At 62.9% G+C, this 15,732-nt stretch carries 16 protein-coding genes and 1 pseudogene; 7 read left to right on the plus strand and 10 right to left on the minus strand.

Annotated elements, in window-relative coordinates:
• Entirely contained in the window at nucleotides 1–1,758 is a 1,758-nt protein-coding gene (locus JYG36_RS09685; RefSeq protein WP_213603740.1) for a putative bifunctional diguanylate cyclase/phosphodiesterase, read from the plus strand.
• Between the two features lie 77 nt (nucleotides 1,759–1,835).
• A complete protein-coding gene (locus tag JYG36_RS09690) occupies nucleotides 1,836–2,471 on the plus strand; it encodes a hypothetical protein (protein WP_045194835.1) in 636 nt (211 codons plus the stop codon).
• Here JYG36_RS09690 and arsH read toward each other — a convergent pair.
• Genes arsH through JYG36_RS09705 form a run of 3 tightly spaced genes read right to left on the minus strand, consistent with a single transcriptional unit; the run spans nucleotide 2,442 to nucleotide 3,974 of the window.
• Complete coding sequence (gene arsH, locus JYG36_RS09695) at nucleotides 2,442–3,134, minus strand: arsenical resistance protein ArsH (RefSeq protein ID WP_213603742.1); 693 nt, start codon at nucleotides 3,132–3,134, stop codon at nucleotides 2,442–2,444. The two genes, JYG36_RS09690 and arsH, sit on opposite strands and share 30 nt — an antisense overlap.
• Nucleotides 3,135–3,146: 12 nt before the next feature.
• Nucleotides 3,147–3,617 (minus strand): arsenate reductase ArsC, encoded by a 471-nt coding sequence (locus JYG36_RS09700; RefSeq protein ID WP_213603744.1) that lies wholly within the window; start codon nucleotides 3,615–3,617, stop codon nucleotides 3,147–3,149.
• 12 nt (nucleotides 3,618–3,629) lie between these two features.
• On the minus strand, nucleotides 3,630–3,974 hold the full coding sequence (locus JYG36_RS09705) for a metalloregulator ArsR/SmtB family transcription factor (protein WP_045194829.1): 345 nt from the start codon (nucleotides 3,972–3,974) through the stop codon (nucleotides 3,630–3,632).
• 170 nt (nucleotides 3,975–4,144) lie between these two features.
• On the opposite strand from JYG36_RS09705, the gene JYG36_RS09710 reads away from it, so the two are divergent.
• Nucleotides 4,145–5,185: a DUF1176 domain-containing protein gene (locus JYG36_RS09710; RefSeq protein ID WP_213603745.1), complete on the plus strand. Its 1,041-nt coding sequence runs from the start codon at nucleotides 4,145–4,147 to the stop codon at nucleotides 5,183–5,185.
• A 74-nt stretch (nucleotides 5,186–5,259) separates the two neighbouring features.
• Here the strand turns inward: JYG36_RS09710 and JYG36_RS09715 are convergent, their stop codons facing one another.
• The 3 genes from JYG36_RS09715 to JYG36_RS09725 all read right to left on the minus strand — a co-directional run bounded on the left by JYG36_RS09715 (nucleotide 5,260) and on the right by JYG36_RS09725 (nucleotide 8,319).
• Nucleotides 5,260–6,045: a sulfite exporter TauE/SafE family protein gene (locus tag JYG36_RS09715; RefSeq protein WP_045194827.1), complete on the minus strand. Its 786-nt coding sequence runs from the start codon at nucleotides 6,043–6,045 to the stop codon at nucleotides 5,260–5,262.
• Nucleotides 6,046–6,504: 459 nt separating this feature from the next.
• The gene (locus tag JYG36_RS09720) at nucleotides 6,505–7,434 is read right to left on the minus strand and encodes an IS110 family transposase (protein ID WP_213601769.1); all 930 of its coding nucleotides are present in this window, start codon (nucleotides 7,432–7,434) and stop codon (nucleotides 6,505–6,507) included.
• A gap of 261 nt (nucleotides 7,435–7,695) precedes the next feature.
• Entirely contained in the window at nucleotides 7,696–8,319 is a 624-nt protein-coding gene (locus JYG36_RS09725) for a helix-turn-helix domain-containing protein (protein ID WP_213603746.1), read from the minus strand.
• Between the two features lie 121 nt (nucleotides 8,320–8,440).
• Between JYG36_RS09725 and JYG36_RS09730 the strand changes: the two genes are divergently transcribed.
• The 3 genes from JYG36_RS09730 (at nucleotide 8,441) to JYG36_RS09740 (ending at nucleotide 11,104) form a co-directional block, all read left to right on the plus strand.
• Entirely contained in the window at nucleotides 8,441–9,571 is a 1,131-nt protein-coding gene (locus tag JYG36_RS09730; protein ID WP_093380933.1) for an NAD(P)/FAD-dependent oxidoreductase, read from the plus strand.
• A gap of 19 nt (nucleotides 9,572–9,590) precedes the next feature.
• Nucleotides 9,591–9,968: a RidA family protein gene (locus JYG36_RS09735; RefSeq protein ID WP_213603747.1), complete on the plus strand. Its 378-nt coding sequence runs from the start codon at nucleotides 9,591–9,593 to the stop codon at nucleotides 9,966–9,968.
• 71 nt (nucleotides 9,969–10,039) lie between these two features.
• On the plus strand, nucleotides 10,040–11,104 hold the full coding sequence (locus JYG36_RS09740; RefSeq protein WP_213603748.1) for a YkvI family membrane protein: 1,065 nt from the start codon (nucleotides 10,040–10,042) through the stop codon (nucleotides 11,102–11,104).
• Nucleotides 11,105–11,158: 54 nt separating this feature from the next.
• On the opposite strand, the gene JYG36_RS26785 is transcribed toward JYG36_RS09740, so the two are convergent.
• The 3 genes and pseudogenes from JYG36_RS26785 to JYG36_RS09750 all read right to left on the minus strand — a co-directional run bounded on the left by JYG36_RS26785 (nucleotide 11,159) and on the right by JYG36_RS09750 (nucleotide 14,105).
• The gene (locus JYG36_RS26785; RefSeq protein ID WP_371128674.1) at nucleotides 11,159–11,944 is read right to left on the minus strand and encodes a methyl-accepting chemotaxis protein; all 786 of its coding nucleotides are present in this window, start codon (nucleotides 11,942–11,944) and stop codon (nucleotides 11,159–11,161) included.
• A gap of 117 nt (nucleotides 11,945–12,061) precedes the next feature.
• Nucleotides 12,062–13,045 (minus strand): annotated as a pseudogene (locus tag JYG36_RS26790) (cache domain-containing protein); the annotation flags it as partial.
• 175 nt (nucleotides 13,046–13,220) lie between these two features.
• Entirely contained in the window at nucleotides 13,221–14,105 is an 885-nt protein-coding gene (locus tag JYG36_RS09750) for a LysR family transcriptional regulator (protein WP_213603750.1), read from the minus strand.
• Between the two features lie 122 nt (nucleotides 14,106–14,227).
• On the opposite strand from JYG36_RS09750, the gene JYG36_RS09755 reads away from it, so the two are divergent.
• A complete protein-coding gene (locus tag JYG36_RS09755) occupies nucleotides 14,228–14,674 on the plus strand; it encodes a PACE efflux transporter (RefSeq protein ID WP_045194813.1) in 447 nt (148 codons plus the stop codon).
• Nucleotides 14,675–14,683: 9 nt separating this feature from the next.
• Here the strand turns inward: JYG36_RS09755 and JYG36_RS09760 are convergent, their stop codons facing one another.
• Nucleotides 14,684–15,730 carry a hypothetical protein gene (locus JYG36_RS09760; RefSeq protein WP_213604374.1) on the minus strand — a complete coding sequence of 349 codons (1,047 nt, stop codon included), beginning with the start codon at nucleotides 15,728–15,730 and terminating at the stop codon, nucleotides 14,684–14,686.
• Nucleotides 15,731–15,732 lie beyond the last annotated feature (2 nt).

Genomic DNA, 15,732 nt, shown 5'->3' on the forward strand with positions numbered 1-15,732 from the left:
ATGACCCGAGAGGATTTCGACAAGCTCGCGGCCAACGCCGAGCGCGAGCTGACCAGCATTCCCTACGCGATTTTCGAGGCCGCCGCCGATGCGATTGTCATCACCGATGAATGGGGGCGGGTGCAGGCGATCAATGCCGCGGCGCAGAAGCTGTTCGGCTACAGCTTCGCCGAACTTGCCGGTGCGAATATTTCCCGGCTGATGCCCAGGGCCTACGCCGAGCACCATGATCAGTGCCTGGCGTCCTACCGTGCGGGCGGCGGGCGCAAGCTCAACGGCCTGGTACGCGAGCTGCTCGGCAAGCGCAAGGACGGCTCGTTGTTCGATTTGCACGTAAGTGTCGGCGAGCTGTTGCTGGGTGGCCGGCAACTGCTGATCGGGGTGTGCTATGACATCAGTGAACAGCTGCAGATGCACCGGCGCATCAACCACCTGGCCAGCCATGACACCCTGACCCACTGCATGAACCGCAGCGCCCTGCATACGCGCCTACAGCAGGAGATCGCCCTGGCGCAAGCGCAGGTGCAGCAACTGGTGCTGGTGTTCATCGACCTCGATGGCTTGAAAATCATCAACGACAACCATGGTCATTACGTCGGTGACCGGGTGCTGGTTGGCGTCGCCGAGCGCTTTCGCCAGTGCCTGACCGGTGCGGGGTTGCTGGCCCGGGTTGGCGGCGATGAGTTCGTGGTGGTGGTGCGTCAGCCGTTTGCCGAACAGGGTGGCATGGGCCTGGCCACACGGCTGTTCGAGTGCCTGCAGGCGCCGCTGCGGATCGACGGCATGGCCTTGGCTGTGCGCGCAAGCCTTGGCGTCAGTACCTGCGCCAATTGCCGGGAAGGGCAAGCGCCGGCGCCGGATCAACTGATCATCGATGCCGACTTTGCCATGTACCAGGCGAAGAAGGCCGGCGGCAATCGCATCGCTTGTTTCAACCCGGCCATGCGCATCACCCAGCAGCGCGAGCAGCAGCGCCTGGAGCGTCTGCGCCAGGCGATCGAGACCGAGCAATTGCAGCTGCATTACCAGCCGCAGTTCGAGCTGGCCGACCCGCAACGGATCACCGGCCTTGAGGCTTTGCTGCGCTGGAACGACGGCGCCAACGGCCCGGTATCGCCCGAGGTGTTCATCCCCCTGGCTGAGCAGAACGGGCTGATGTCTGCGCTCAATGTCTGGGTGGTGACCCGTGCCTGCGCCGACAACCGGGCGCTGATCGAAGCCGGCCTGCTGGATGTGCCGGTGGCGGTGAACATGAGTGGCTACTCGTTCATGCAGTGCGATTTTGTCAGCAAACTGGCCGCGGTTCTCGAGCGCAGCGGCCTGGCGGCCAACCGCCTGGAAATCGAAGTGACCGAAACCGTCGCGCTCAAGGATATCGAGCAGGCCCGGCAGAACGTTTTGCGCTTGCAAGGCATGGGCGTGCAGGTGTCGATCGATGATTTCGGTACCGGTTACTCATCGCCTAGCACCTTGCGCGCCTTGCCGTTCGAGAAGCTCAAAATCGACCGGGTGTTCATCAGCGAGGTGCAGAGCAACCCGATCGACCAGGCTATCGTCAATGGCTACCTGATGCTGGCCGAGAGCCTGGATCTCCAGGTGGTGGCCGAGGGCATCGAAACCCGCGAGCAGCTCGATTACCTCAAGGCCCAGGGCTGTAGCCTGGGCCAGGGCTTCTGGTTCTGCCGGCCGTTGCCGATGGACCGCTTGCTGCAGTTCGTCATGGGCCGTGAGCATGCCGGACGTCGGTTGGTGAGGTAGCGCCAGCAAGGCTTGCCTACACTCATCGGTCGCCTGTGCAATGGATGCATGGGGCCATTTCATGGAGATCAGTGGCAATGAATTCGCCCGGAAAAGGACTTCCCGAGACCTTCCTGCAAGCCGCCGCCCTGCGCGAGCACGACCGCTACCCCGAGGATATGGACTGGCAGGCGCTGGTCCATGCGTTTTTCCCCGACAGCGTGGTCGGCATGGCCCAGTCGCTGTCGAACATCACCGGAGCCTTCTATGGCCTGATGCTGGAGCAGGCCGGGGAAATGTTTGGCCGCGAGCACATCAATCGCCTGTCCGAGCGCATGTTCTATCGCCTCGGCCGGCGCATGGCGGCGCGGCACATGGCCAGCCAGGTGCAACTGGAGCGCGACGCCCGTGGCCTCGGCCGGTTGGTGGTGGCGGCGATTTTTACCTCCAGTCCGGAATACCGCCTGCACATCCTCGAATTCGGCGCCGAGCAGGTGTTTATACGCATCACCGGCGCCGATCGCTACCACCGCATCGCCCGTGAACTGGGCTTCGAAGACGTGCTGCAGTGGCCGGTACTGCGCGAGTTTTTCCGTGGGCTGGGGGATGAGCTGGGGATTACCGAGCGCTTCGCACTGGCCATGGAACTGGTAAGCCTGGATGACGACAGCCGGTGCGATTATTCGCTGGCTATCGTCAGGCGCTCAGATCGAACGCTGGCCAACCCGCTGTGACAAAGCCTCGGCCGACTCCTTGCGCTCGGAGTAGCGATCGACCAAATGCTCGCTGCGCCCGCGCAGCAGCAGGGTGAACTTGACCAGCTCTTCCATGACGTCGACCACGCGGTCGTAGTAGGCCGAAGGTTTCATCCGGTCGTTACCGTCGAATTCCAGCCAGGCCTTGGGCACCGAGGACTGGTTGGGGATGGTGAACATACGCATCCAGCGCCCCAGTACCCGCAGCTGGTTGACCACGTTGAATGATTGCGAACCACCACACACCTGCATCACTGCCAGGGTTTTACCCTGGGTCGGACGCACCGCGCCCATGGCCAGCGGCACCCAGTCGATCTGCGCCTTGAACACCGCCGACATGGCGCCGTGGCGCTCGGGCGAGCACCACACCTGGCCTTCGGACCATTGCATGAGGTCGCGCAGTTCGACCACCTTGGGATGGTCCTCGGGCGCGTCGTCGGGCAGGGGCAGGCCGCTGGGGTTGAAAATCCGGGTTTCGGCGCCCAAGTGCTCCAGCAGGCGCGCAGCTTCCTCAGTCAGCAGGCGGCTGAACGAGCGTTCGCGGGTCGAGCCGTAAAGTAGCAGGATGCGCGGCTTGTGCCCGTCATGGTCGGCGTTGGCAGGGATCAGGTCGAGGTCGAGATTGGGCAGTTGATCGTTCATGGGAGAGTCCTTTTACAGGGTGCCGATGCGGTCGATTTCAGCCTGCAGTTGATCGCGGCTCAGGCGCTCGAAGGGCAGGGCGAGGAAGGTTGTGCAGCGCAGCGCGATACGCGCCAGGGTGGCGTCGAAGGCGGCATCGAGCTGGGTGTCGGTGCCGTGGATTTCGGACGGGTCCGCCAGCCCCCAGTGGCTCTTCAGTGCCGGGCCGAAGTACAGCGGGCAGGCTTCGCCAGCGGCGTTGTCGCAGACGGTGATGACGATGTCCGGTGGGTTGTCGACGAAGGTGTCGTTGCCTTTGCTGGTCAGGCCGCTGATATCGATGCCGGCGCGTTGCAAGGTCGACAGGCTGCGAGGATGCACCTGGCCCTTGGGGAAGCTGCCGGCACTGAGCGCTTCGAAACCGGCCGGGGCCAGGTGGTTGAACAGCGCTTCGCACAGAATGCTGCGGCAGCTGTTGGCGGTGCACATGAACAGGATTCGCATGGGGCGGACTCCTTAGCAGCAGGTTGCGCGGGCAGGGCGATCACCCATGCCGTCGAGGCGGGTGCTGTCGGCGCTGAGCCACTGGCCGTTGGCTTCAAGGGTCAACTGCAATACCTGGTTGACCCAGGCCGGCAGTTGCGGGTTAAGCCGGTAGTACACCCACTGGCCCTGGCGGCGGTCGAGCAACAGGCCGCAGCTGCGCAGTTGCGCCAGGTGGCGGGAGATCTTTGGCTGGCTGTGGTCGAGCGCGCACATCAGCTCGCAGACGCACAGCTCACCTTCGCGGGCGATTAGCAGCGTGGCGCGGGCACGGGTTTCATCGGCGAGGCATTTGAACAGGGCGGTGGGGCTGAGCATCGAATCGGCCTTTTATATATGGAAATTCGAATATATGGATTTCCATATGTTTTTGGCAAGCCGGTTGTCTAATCAGCCAGCCGCTGGTGAACTCAGCATCATTACCCTGGAGCAGTACTTTCAGGATGCCCAGCGTTAGAATGCGCCGTTTACCAGAAACGGAATTCATCATGAGCGCACCGTTGCACGCCGCTTTTTTCACCTTGCTGGCCTTGCCCGGTGCTGCCCACGCTGCGGCGGCAGAACCGGTACCGCTGTACCAGCCCCTCAAGGACTGGGTGGTTGGCTGTGACAATACCCGCCAGTGCACGGCGCTGGCGGCCGATACCCGGGCGGACATGCCGCTGGGCATCCAGGTAATGCGCGGGGCCGGCCTCGATGGCCAACTGCAGGTGACGATCTTCAGCAACAGCTCGCTGGAGGCGCCGTTGCAGCTCGATGGCCAGCCGCTGGCACTACCCTTGAGCGAGGCTCAGGAGGACGGCGTGGTGTTCTGGCACGCCAGCGGCGAGCAGGCCATGGCCCTGCTCAAGGCCATGCGCAACGGCGCGCGCCTGACCTCGCAGAGCAATGATGGTGAGCTCGGTAGCTCTCTGAACGGCCTGACGGCTTCGTTGTTGCTGATCGATTCGGTGCAGGGGCGGGCAGGGCATCGCAGCGCCTTGGTGCGCACAGGGGATGCGCCGGATAGCGCCGTGCCACCTGCGCCAGTGCTGCCCAAACTGGCGCCATTCGTACGCCCCGAGCCGATGGGTGAAGCAGAGGCCAGGCGCATCAGCGAGGTGGTCATGACCGCCACCGCAAACGACTGGCGCGATCCCGACGCGGACTGGACCCCGGACAGTGCCCAGGCCTATGCCTTGAGCAAGGACACGGCGCTGGTCAGCTTTCGTTTCGGCTGCGGTGCCTACAACTGCGAGTACGCGCTGTACACCACTTCGCGGGCGCATCCCGAGCAGGCGAAGGCGCTGCAACTGGAGAAGATTGCGGCGCAGGAGCAGTGGGACGATTTTGGCGGTTCGGTGGGCTATGACCCGGACACCGGGGTGCTCAGCAGTTTCATCCTGGCGCGGGGCATTGGCGATTGCGGCATGGAACAGAGCTGGCGTTTTGACGGGGAGCGCATGCGACCGCGCTCGCTGTCACGCATGGGCAGTTGCACTGGGAACTGGCCAGACAAGTGGCCGGTGCTGTGGCGTACGCAGGATTGACCCTGGGGCTACTGCGTAGCCCATCGCCGGCAAGGCCGGCTTCCACAGGGATTGGTGTTGCCTGATAGCCTTGATCAGAACGCCAGCTTGTAGCCAATCATCAGCAGCATGCCCGCCAGGCACGGGCGCAGGATGCTGTCGGAAATTCGCCCGGTCAGGTGGCTGCCCATGTAGATGCCCGGCAGCGAGCCGAGCAGCAGGTAGCCGAGCAGCGACCAGTCCATGTTGCCCATGCTCGCATGGCCGAGACCTGCCACCAGGGTCAGGGGCACGGCGTGGGCGATTTCGGTGCCGACCAGGCGGCGGGTGACCAGGTACGGATAGAGCAGAAACAGCGCCACGGTGCCCAGGGCGCCGGCACCGATCGAGGTCAGCGAGACCATGACGCCGAGCACCACGCCGGTGACCACAGTCAGCAGGTTGAGGCTGGTGCCGCTCAGGTGGTAGCGGTCGCCGGCGTGTTTGCTGGCGAAGGCCTGGAGTTTGCTTTTGAACAGGATGGCCAGGGCGGTGAGCACCAGGACCACGGCCAGGCCTTGCTTGATAATGGCGTTGGCGGCCTGGGTGTCGGCATCGAGGCTGGCGAGGAACCACAGGGTCAGGGCGGCGGCCGGGACGCTGCCAAGGGTCAGCCAGCCGGTGATTTTCCAGTCGATATTGTTGTTTTTGCCGTGGACCCAGACGCCGCTGGCTTTGGTGATGGCGGCGTAGAGCAGGTCGGTACCTACGGCGGTGGCGGGGTTGATGCCGAACCACAGCAGGATCGGGGTCATCAGCGAGCCGCCGCCGACGCCGGTCATGCCGACGATGAATCCAACTACCAGGCCTGCAATGGTGAAACCGAAAGAACCTACATCCATAAGTAACCTAAACGCCCAACGTGCCCGTGATCGGATGGCAGCCAGCATAAAGGTTTTTTTATAGCCAAATAGACTTGTTCGTTATTAGGTTATAACCGGTGGTGGCTGTGAGAGGAGGGGCTTATCCGGTTGTGATGGTGGCGCGGAGTCACCTTTCCGCCCTTACGGCGGGTTACTTTGGCAGTCGCCCCAAAGTAACCAAAGGGCTTGCCCCACCAGGGGCCCTACGCTGCGCTTCGGGTTCCCTCGCTACGGTGTCGCTACGGGGCATTGCGAACTACGAGTTGCAAGCAACTCTACGTTTCGCAACTTCGGCTAACGCCGAAGGTGCTGCGCACTAGCCCCTTCGCAACACCTGCACTCGGCCCTTCTGGTTAACGGGGCCGGTAGATCAAGATCAAGAGCACAATTCGCTTCGCTCTTGTTGAGCGCGTAGCGCTGTGGGAGCAACTGTCTTGATCAGGCTGTTTGCACTCGCCAAGGGGTATTGTCCCGCAGCATTGCATTCAGCCTGACTATCAGCACCCGCATACAGGCCACGAGGGCTACCTTGGCACACTTGCCACGCTCCCGAAGTGCTTCGTAGCGTGCTTTAAATTCCGTGTTATGACGGATGATGATCCAGCTCGACATGTACAGGACTCGCCTTACATGCGCCCGGCCACCCCATATCTGGCGGTGCCCTTGATGGCTACCGCTATCGTTGTTGTAAGGCGCTACGCCCACTAGCGCGGCGATCTGACGGCGGTCCAATTGCCCCAGCTCTGGCAGTGAGGCGAGCAGATTTGCGGCGGTTACCCGACCAATTCCGCTCACCGCCAACAACTGACGCGCCCTGGTGTCGTCCAGTTGCACCATCGCCTGGTCAATTTCTTCGTCGAGGCGTTTGATCAGCACTTTCAGCTGCTCGATGTGCTCATCAAAGTGGGCCATCACCATTGCCGAGCGGCATTGCAGGCGACGCCGTTTGTAGTCATCACGGCTCTGCACAAATTGGGCGCGCTGCTTCACCAACTCGCGCAGTTCTTCGCGTTCCGGGCTGATCGGTTGGCCTTGAGGAGCGCTGAGGTGTGCCGCGAAGTCCGCAAGAACCTCGGCGTCGATCTTGTCGGTTTTGGCTTTTTTACCCATCGCCTCGGCGAATTTCCGCGCACGGGCTGGGTTGATACAGATGGTTTCGAAACCCGCCGAGCGCAATGCAATCAGCACTTCTTTCTCGTAGCCGCCGGTCGCTTCAATCAACACTCTGCTGATCTTGAAGTCCTTCAGTCGCCCGATCAGCACATCAAAGCCTGGGCGCTCATTGATTACTTCGAAGCGGATTTTCTGAGGTTTGATGCAGATTTCCAACGTGGCTTTGGCAGTGTCGATTCCAACAGAAGACAACATGGCTGAACCCTCTTACACTCAGTTGTGAGAGCGCTCTGGCTTGGCCCACGCTTGTGATTCGAGAGGCGCTCAATCAACTGTTCGGGCTCGGGCCAGAGTGGAGAGGTGAATGGCAGCTTTGCTCCCACACGTGCTTTAAGCACTACCGGCGTACAGCTTGCCATTCACCGCTCTCACTTCTGATTCTATTCCAACCTCAAGACACAAGCGGCGGTGCGGCGACCCGACTTGACCCGCGATGCGGTGTTACAGACAACGCTGTTACCGATCCGTCATCACCACCATCACATGCGCATCCCCACCATCTTCCGTCTCGGAAAGATAAATATGCCCTACATTGCTGTTGAAGTAGGCCGTCTCCTGGGGGCCGATACTCACCGCCTCACCGGTCTCGAATACGATGCGCACACGCCCGCTGAGCACCAGGGCAAATTCCTGCCCGGGGTGGCGGATGAATTCGTCGAACTGTTGCCGCTCGCGAGCGATGATCCGGGCGTACATCGGGGTCATCAGGCGCTGCGGGAATTCGCCGGCAATCGGGTGGTAGTCGTAGGTGCCGGTGCTGTAGCCGGGGGCGCTGGGCAGGGAGTTGACCACGACGGTGGTCGGCACTGGCACATCGCTTACGCCTGAAGCGCGAAACAGCTGGGCGATATCCACCTGCAACGCCCGCGCCGCCGCCGCGAGTTTTTCGTAGCTCACCGAGACCTGCGCCAGTTCCATTTTCGACAGGGTCGAGACCGGCACCCCGGACAGCGCCGAGAGTTGCTTGAGCGTCAGTTGCTGGGCCTTGCGCACGCTGCGCAGGCGCGCGCCGACTTCGGCGCGGTCAATCAGCGGCAGCGCGCCAGGGCTGGTGTCGGCAGGGGGGCGGTCGGCACTCATCAAGCATCTCGGTCAGGTAAAACGGATGCGCATCTTACCGTGAGCGCTTGCATAATCCGAAATTCTCAGATATTAGAATTCTCACAAATGATAATTTCATCTCGCAGGTGATTGCATGGCTATGACACAGACCTTCGACATCGTGATCATCGGCGCCGGTATTGCCGGTGCTTCATTGGGCTATCGGCTGGCGCCAGGGCGCCAAGTGCTGATGCTTGAACGCGAAGCCCAGGCCGGCTACCACTCCACCGGGCGCTCGGCGGCGATGTTCATGGAGGCCTATGGCACCCCGCAGATCCAGGCGCTGACCCGCGCCAGCCGGGCCTTTTATGAGTCGCCGCCGCCGGGCTTCTGCGAGCATGCACTGCTCGAACCGCGGGGTTGTCTGTATGTGGCGACCCTGGAGCAACAGGCGCTGCTCGCCAGCACCTATGCACAGAGCCAGGCCAACGGTACCGAAGTGACCTTGCTCGACCGCGACGGGGCGCTGGCGCTGGTGCCGAGCCTGCGCGCCGAGGTGGTGGCCGGCGCGGTACTCGAACCCGGCGCCATGGACCTGGATGTACACGCGCTGCACCAGGGCTTCTTGCGCGGTTACCGCCAGGCCGGCGGGCACTTGCACTGCAATGCCGAGGTGGTCGAGGGCAGTTACCACGAAGGTTACTGGCAGCTCGTGATGGCCGACGGCAGCTGCATTCAGGCGCGCCAGTTGGTCAACGCCGCTGGCGCCTGGGCCGATCACATCGCGGCGGTCTGCGGCGTACAGCCGGTCGGCCTGCAGCCGTGCCGGCGCTCGGCCTTTACCTTCGACGGCCCGCCAGACCAGGCCTTCAGCCGCTGGCCGGCAGTGATCGGCGTCGATGAGAGCTTTTATTTCAAACCCGATGCCGGGCAGTTGCTCGGCTCACCGGCCAACGCCGACCCGGTCGAGCCCCAGGACGTGATGCCCGAAGAGCTCGACGTCGCCATCGGTATCTACAACATCGAGGCCATCACCACCCTGGCGATTCGCCGCCCCAGTCATAGCTGGGCCGGGCTGCGATCGTTCGTTGCCGATGGCGACCTGGTGATTGGCCGCGATCCGCACAACCCGGCGTTTTTCTGGCTGGCGGCGCAAGGCGGTTATGGTATCCAGTCCGCCGCTGGCGCTTCGCAACTGGCCTGTGCGCTGTTGCTTGAGCAACCGTTACCGGCAACCCTGAGCGCCGAAGGGGTCGAGCCGCAACGCTTGTCCCCGGCGCGTTTTCGTTAATTCCCGAAGGAGATTTCCCATGAGTTCGACTATCGAGCGTATCCCCAGCCACCTGCCATATCCGTTTTCCAAAGCGGTCAAGGTCGGCGGTTTTCTGTTTCTTTCCGGGCAGATCCCCCTGCACGCCGACGGTGAAGTGGTGCGCGGCGACATTCAGGTCCAGACCCGGGCGGCGCTTGAGCGTATCGGTGAAACCCTGGCCGAGTGCGGCGTCGGTTTCGACCAGGTGGTGAAGGCCACCGTGTGGCTGTCCGACATGGCTCATTTCGCCGGTTTCAACGAGGTCTACAAAAGCTTCTTCGCCAACGGCTACCCGGTGCGTTCCACCGTCAGCGCCGGTCTGGCCCTGGGCGTGGATGTCGAGATCGAAGTGCAGGCCTGGCTCGGCAACGACTGAGTCAGCACGGCAACACTGGGTAAAAACAACAACAAAGGTCCCGCAGGGCCATCGATACCAGAGGGCTGAAAATGAAAGAGCAGCTGAAAATTGCAGGCGCCTTTATCGGCGTGATCGTCGGCGCAGGGTTCGCCTCGGGGCGGGAGCTGTTGCTGTTCTTTGTCGACTTCGGCCTCTGGGGCCTGCTTGGGGCGCTGGTCAGTGCGGCGTTGTTCACCTTTCTCGGCATGGCCCTGGCAAGGCTCGGCAATCGCTTGCAGGCGGCCTCGCACAAGGACGTGGTGTACGCCATCTGCGGGCGTTACCTGGGCTTGTTCGTCGATTTGCTGATCACATTTTTCATGTTCGCCGTCACTGTGGTGATGCTTGCCGGCGGTGGGGCCTTGCTCGAACAGCAGTTTGGCATTCCGGCGCTGGCCGGCAGTGTGCTGGTGACCGTTCTGGTGGTGGCGGTGGTGTGCCTGGATGTACAGAAGGTGATACTGCTGATCGGTGCGGTGACGCCGTTCCTGATCCTGGTCGCCACGGCGATTGCCTTGTACGCGGTATTTACCCGCGAGCTGAGCTTTGCCCAGCTTGACCAGGTGGCCAGCCAGCAAGAGGCGGGCACCCGCCATTGGCTGCTCGGTGCGTTCCTGTATGTGTCGTACAACATCGTTGCCGGGGCGCCGATCCTGGCGATTCTCGGAGGTTCTGCGCGCCTGGAGAAAACCGCGATCTGGGGCGGGATTCTTGGCGGCGCGGCGTTGGGCGGGCTGATGCTGGTGATGAGCGCCGGGCTGTTGTCGCGCCTGGACAGTGTGGCCGAGCTGCCGATGCCGATGCTGTCGATTGCCAGCGAAATCTCCCCGGCACTGGGCGTGATCATGTGCGTGATCATCTTCGGCATGATCGTCAACACCGCCGTGGGCACGCTGTATTCGTTTCTGGCGCGGCTGTTGCCGGCCGGCACCCGCAGTTTTCGCCTGGGTTCGGTGGCGGCGGGGGGGGCGGCGTTTGTCTGCAGCCTGATCGGCTTTATCAGCCTGGTCGGCCAGGTCTATCCGTTCTTCGGTTACCTGGGTTTTGTGCTGATGCTGGCGGTTTTGATCGGCTGGCTGCGCCTGGGGCGGGCCAAGCAGGTGCTTGCGGTGTAGCGCGAGGGGATGAAAAAAGGGGCCGCAAGCGGCCCCTTTTGTTTTTCACAGCGGTCAGATCTTGAAGCTGTCGACCAGTTGCTTGAGGCGCCCGGCCTGTTGGGCCAGGGCATCGCAATGACGCAGGGTGTCATTGAGGTTGGCCACGCCTTGCTGGTTGAGCACGTTGATCTGGGTGATATCCAGGTTCAGGCTTTCCACCACGGCGGTCTGCTCTTCGGTCGCGGCGGCCACCGACTGGTTCATGCCGTCGATCTCGCCGATGCGCTGGGTCACGCTGCTCAGGCGCTCGCCGGCCTGGTTGGCAACCATCACGCTTTCTTCGCTGGAGACCTGGCTGGCGTTCATGTTGTGCACCGCCTCGCGCGAACCGACCTGCAGGGTGGTGATCATCTTGTGGATCTCTTCGGCCGACTCCTGGGTGCGGTGGGCCAGGTTGCGGACCTCGTCGGCCACCACGGCAAAACCACGCCCGGCTTCACCGGCACGGGCCGCTTCGATGGCGGCGTTGAGCGCCAGCAGGTTGGTCTGCTGGGAGATGCCCTTGATCACGTCGAGGATCTGGCCGATGTCGTCGGTGCTGGCGTTGAGGGTTTCGATCTGCTCGCACGATTCGCTGATCTTCTGCGACAGCGAGGTCATCGCCGAAATGGTTTCCTGCACCACCTGACGACCGTCGTTGGCCTGCTCGCTGGCGCCGCTGGCGTGTTGCGAGGCATCGGCGGCGTTGCGGGCGATTTCCTGGGTGGCAGCGCCCAGCTCGTTGATCGCCGCGGCCACGCTGTTGGTGCGCATGCTTTGCTCTTCGGAGCCGATGATCGAGGCGTTGGAGGCGCTCATCACGCGCTCGGACAGGTCGTGGACCTGGCGAGTGGCCGAGGACACTTCGGCAATCGAGGCATGGATACGCTCGACGAACTGGTTGAAGGCACCGGCCAGTTCACCGAACTCGTCCTTGTTCTCGACGACCAGGCGGCGGGTCAGGTCGCCTTCGCCCTGGGCGATGTCCTGCATGGCGCGGCCCATGGTGGTCAGCGGACGCATCAGCACCGGGATCAGCAGGCTCAGCAGGCCGGCGATGGCGGCCACGGCAATGAGCATGGCGATAATGGCCGAGGTACGGAACTGGCTCAGGCCGGCGTAGGCTTTGTCGCGATCGATCGACAGGCCGATGTACCAGTCAGCCGTCGGCAGGCCGCTGACCGGGGCGAAGGAGATGATCCGCTCCTGATTGTTCAGGGTGACCTCGTGGGTGCCGGGGGCGATGTGCAGGTTGCTGCCCGGGTAGATGTCCTTGAGGTTCTTCATCACCTGGTCTTTGTCCGGGCTGACGATCACCTGGCCGTTACGGTCGACCAGAAATGCATGGCCGATACCGCCGAAATCCACGGCGTTGATGATGTCCACCAGGGTCGCCAGGCTCAGGTCGCCACCGACCACGCCGAGCAGTTCGCCGCTGGTTTTGCTTTTCACCGGCATGCCGATGGTGACCACCAGGCCGCCGACCGCAGCCATGTATGGCGGGGTCAGCATGGTCTGGTTGGCAGCGACGGCCGCGGTGTACCACGGGCGCTGGCGCGGGTCGTAGCCGTCAGGCATCTTCGCGTCCGGGCGCTGGGTGAACACGCCGTTGGCCTGGCCCACGTAGGTGAACTGGAAGTTGTTGGTGTACGAAGGCTGGTCGACCAGGCCCGGCAGGTCGGCGTTGGCGCCTTGCTGGGCGACGTCCTGGGCGAGGTTTTCCAGGACCAGAATGCGCCCGCTCATCCAGTTCTGCACACTGCTGGCAGCCAGTGCCCCGGCCTGTTTGACCGACGAGTCGATGTTCTGTTTGATGGTGTTGCGTTGCAGGTAATCGTTGTAAAGGGTGAACAGTGCAAATGCCAGAACCACGACGCCGCAGGCGCACAGCAGGATCTTGTGGCGAAATTTCAGGTTCATGTTCCGAGACCTTGTGCCAGTAAAGAGGAGTGCCGAGCGGCGCTTTTGGCGTGTGCTCGTACCTATCCAGACGGGTATCGGCCGCAAAACTGAAAAATTGATAGGAGTTTTTGCCGCAGGGGCTGACAGGATTTTCCTACTGCCTGCTTTGGAATGCGTGTTTCAGCCGGGCGCTTTATTGCACGCCCAATAAACGCACCAGCGCCTGGGCAGCTTTTTGCAGTGGCTGGTGCTGGCGCCAGAAGGCATGCACCGGCAACTGCAACTCGTTGCGGGTGTTGCTGAAGTCCAGGCGCACCAGGCGCCCGGCGCCGAGCAACGGTGCTACCCGCGACAACGGAAAGTCGCCCCAGCCAAGGCCGGCTTCGACCATTTCGATGGCCATGGCCAGGCTGTCGGTGCGCCAGTACGCCTTGCCGATCAGCGCGCGGGTGTCGCTCAGGGGCAGGTCGCGGCTGGCCACCAGGATCTGCCGGACGTTGGCCAGGTCTTCGAGGTAAACGATTTGCCGGGGGCGCTGTTGCAGGGCCGGGTGCTGCGGGCCGATACAGGCCACTAGCGACTCCATGCCGATGTTCTGAAAACGCTGGCGGGCGTCCACCGACAGCCCGGCGAAGGCCAGGCACAGGCTGACGCGGCCGTCGTGCAGCAGTTGCAGGGCATCTTCCTGCGGGGCGCTCAGCACCTCGACATTCAGCAACGGGTGGCGCTCGCTGAGGGTTCTGATCGCCGCCAGCAGGCGGGTGTGGTCGATGTCCGGCACCACGCTGATGCTCAAGGTGCTTTCCAGCCCCTGGGACAGCTCCAGGGCATGCACCTGCAATTGCCCCAGCTGGTTGGCGATCATCCGTGCGTGCGGCTCCAGGGCCTGGGCCATGGCGGTGGGGCGGGTTTCCCGGTGGGTGCGTTCGAACAGGGTGAAGCCCAGTTCCGCTTCCAGGTTGCCGATGGCCATGCTTACCGCCGACGGCACCCGGCCCAAAGCCCGGGCGGCAGCGGAAAACGAGCCGCGGTCGAGTACGGCGAGAAACAGTTCGATGTTGTCGCTGGAAAAGTTCATGGCAATCTCCTGTCAGCTAATCTGATAGCTGCTGACTTTGGCTGTCAAGAAGATTGACGCATGCTTGCCCGCCTCAGTTGCCCAAGAGGGCGACGTTTTACGGCAAAACCGAGGTTAGCAACGTGCAAGGTGTCAAACGCAAACTGGTCTACGTGACCGCCTATGAACTGATCGGTCTGTGCATGTCGACCCTGGGCCTGGCCTACCTGGCCGACAGCGCGCCGAGCAATACCGGGCCGCTGGCGGTGATGATCACCACCATCGCCATGGCCTGGAACTTCATCTACAACACCCTGTTCGAGTACTGGGAAAGCCGCCAGGCCAAGCGTGGGCGCAGTGTTGGCCGGCGGCTGGCGCATGCCATCGGTTTTCAGCTGACCCTGGTGGTGTACTTGATTCCGCTGATTGCCTGGTGGCTGGACATGAGCCTGCTGGAGGCCTTTGTCGTCGACCTGGCGTTCATCATCCTGATCCCGTGCTACACCTTCATCTACAACTGGCTGTTTGACCGCATCTTCGGCCTGCCGACCTCGGCCCAGGCTCAGCCCGACAACCGCGTCGCCGCATAAGCCGCGCGTTTATTGGGCCGGCAGGGTGATCACCTGGGCTGCGGGTTGCGGCTCGCGCTCGGGGCCTTCGGCGGCCAGCAGGCTGTCTTCTATCTCACCCGACAGGTAGTAGACCCCGGCCATGGCGCCGGTCTTGCGGTTCTCCATCAGTTCCCGCCATTCCTCGTTCAGTGCGACGTTGAGGATCACCCGCAGTTGCTCGATCATAGCCGGTTGTTCGCGGTTGTGGGTCATCACCCCGATGCCGGTGGCCGCCAGGGAAATCACCGTGCCCGCCGCACGCCCGACGGCTGCCGCCACGGCGCTGGCGATGCCCCGTGGCGCCAGGGTGGCGCCGAGCTTTTCACTGGCTTGCTGGGCGACCGATGACAGGCCGATGTCGGCGCGCTGGGTGCCGGCGCGCACGGCGCTGTGCAGGCGTTTGACCAGTGCGGCGTAGGCGGGTTGCTGTTCCAGCGGCTTGCTGAACAGCAATTGATGGAGCGAGGCATTGTTGTTTGCCGGGGGGCCGAGGCCGATGGCCTGGATTCGCGTCAGGTGCAGGTTGAACTGCTCCGGCGGCGCCCGGTAGCGCTGGGCAATCTGCTGCAGTTGCTGGCCAAGCAGCTGGATATACAGCTCCATGGCCCGGTCGCGAATGGCCTCGGGGTCGATCTCCTTGGCCACCGGGTCCAGCACCCGTTCGTGGTACTGCTCCTGCAGGTACTGGGCCAGGCGCTTTTCCGGGGTTTCGCTGCCGTCGCCACTGTTCATTTTGTACCAGGCCACTTTCATGGTCAGCCATTGCTGGGTCCAGTAGCCGGTGAACCAGGGGATGAACTCGCTTTCGGTGTACTGCTGCACGCGGTCTTTCCAGACCCGCATGGAGCGCCGGGCATAGTCGTTGACTGAACTGGTGACCGCCAGCGAAGCGTCGATGATCTCGCGGTCGATCTGTTGCCAGGTCGCCGCATTGACCGGGATGGGCGGCGGCTCGCTGACCTTTTGCCGTGAGCCGCAGCCGCCCAGCGCCAGGAGCACGGCGAGCAGCAGGGCGATGAGCGGGGAACGCGGAATCA

The sequence above is a fragment of the Pseudomonas sp. SORT22 genome (assembly GCF_018417635.1).
In the GTDB taxonomy this organism is placed as follows: Bacteria; Pseudomonadota; Gammaproteobacteria; order Pseudomonadales; family Pseudomonadaceae; genus Aquipseudomonas.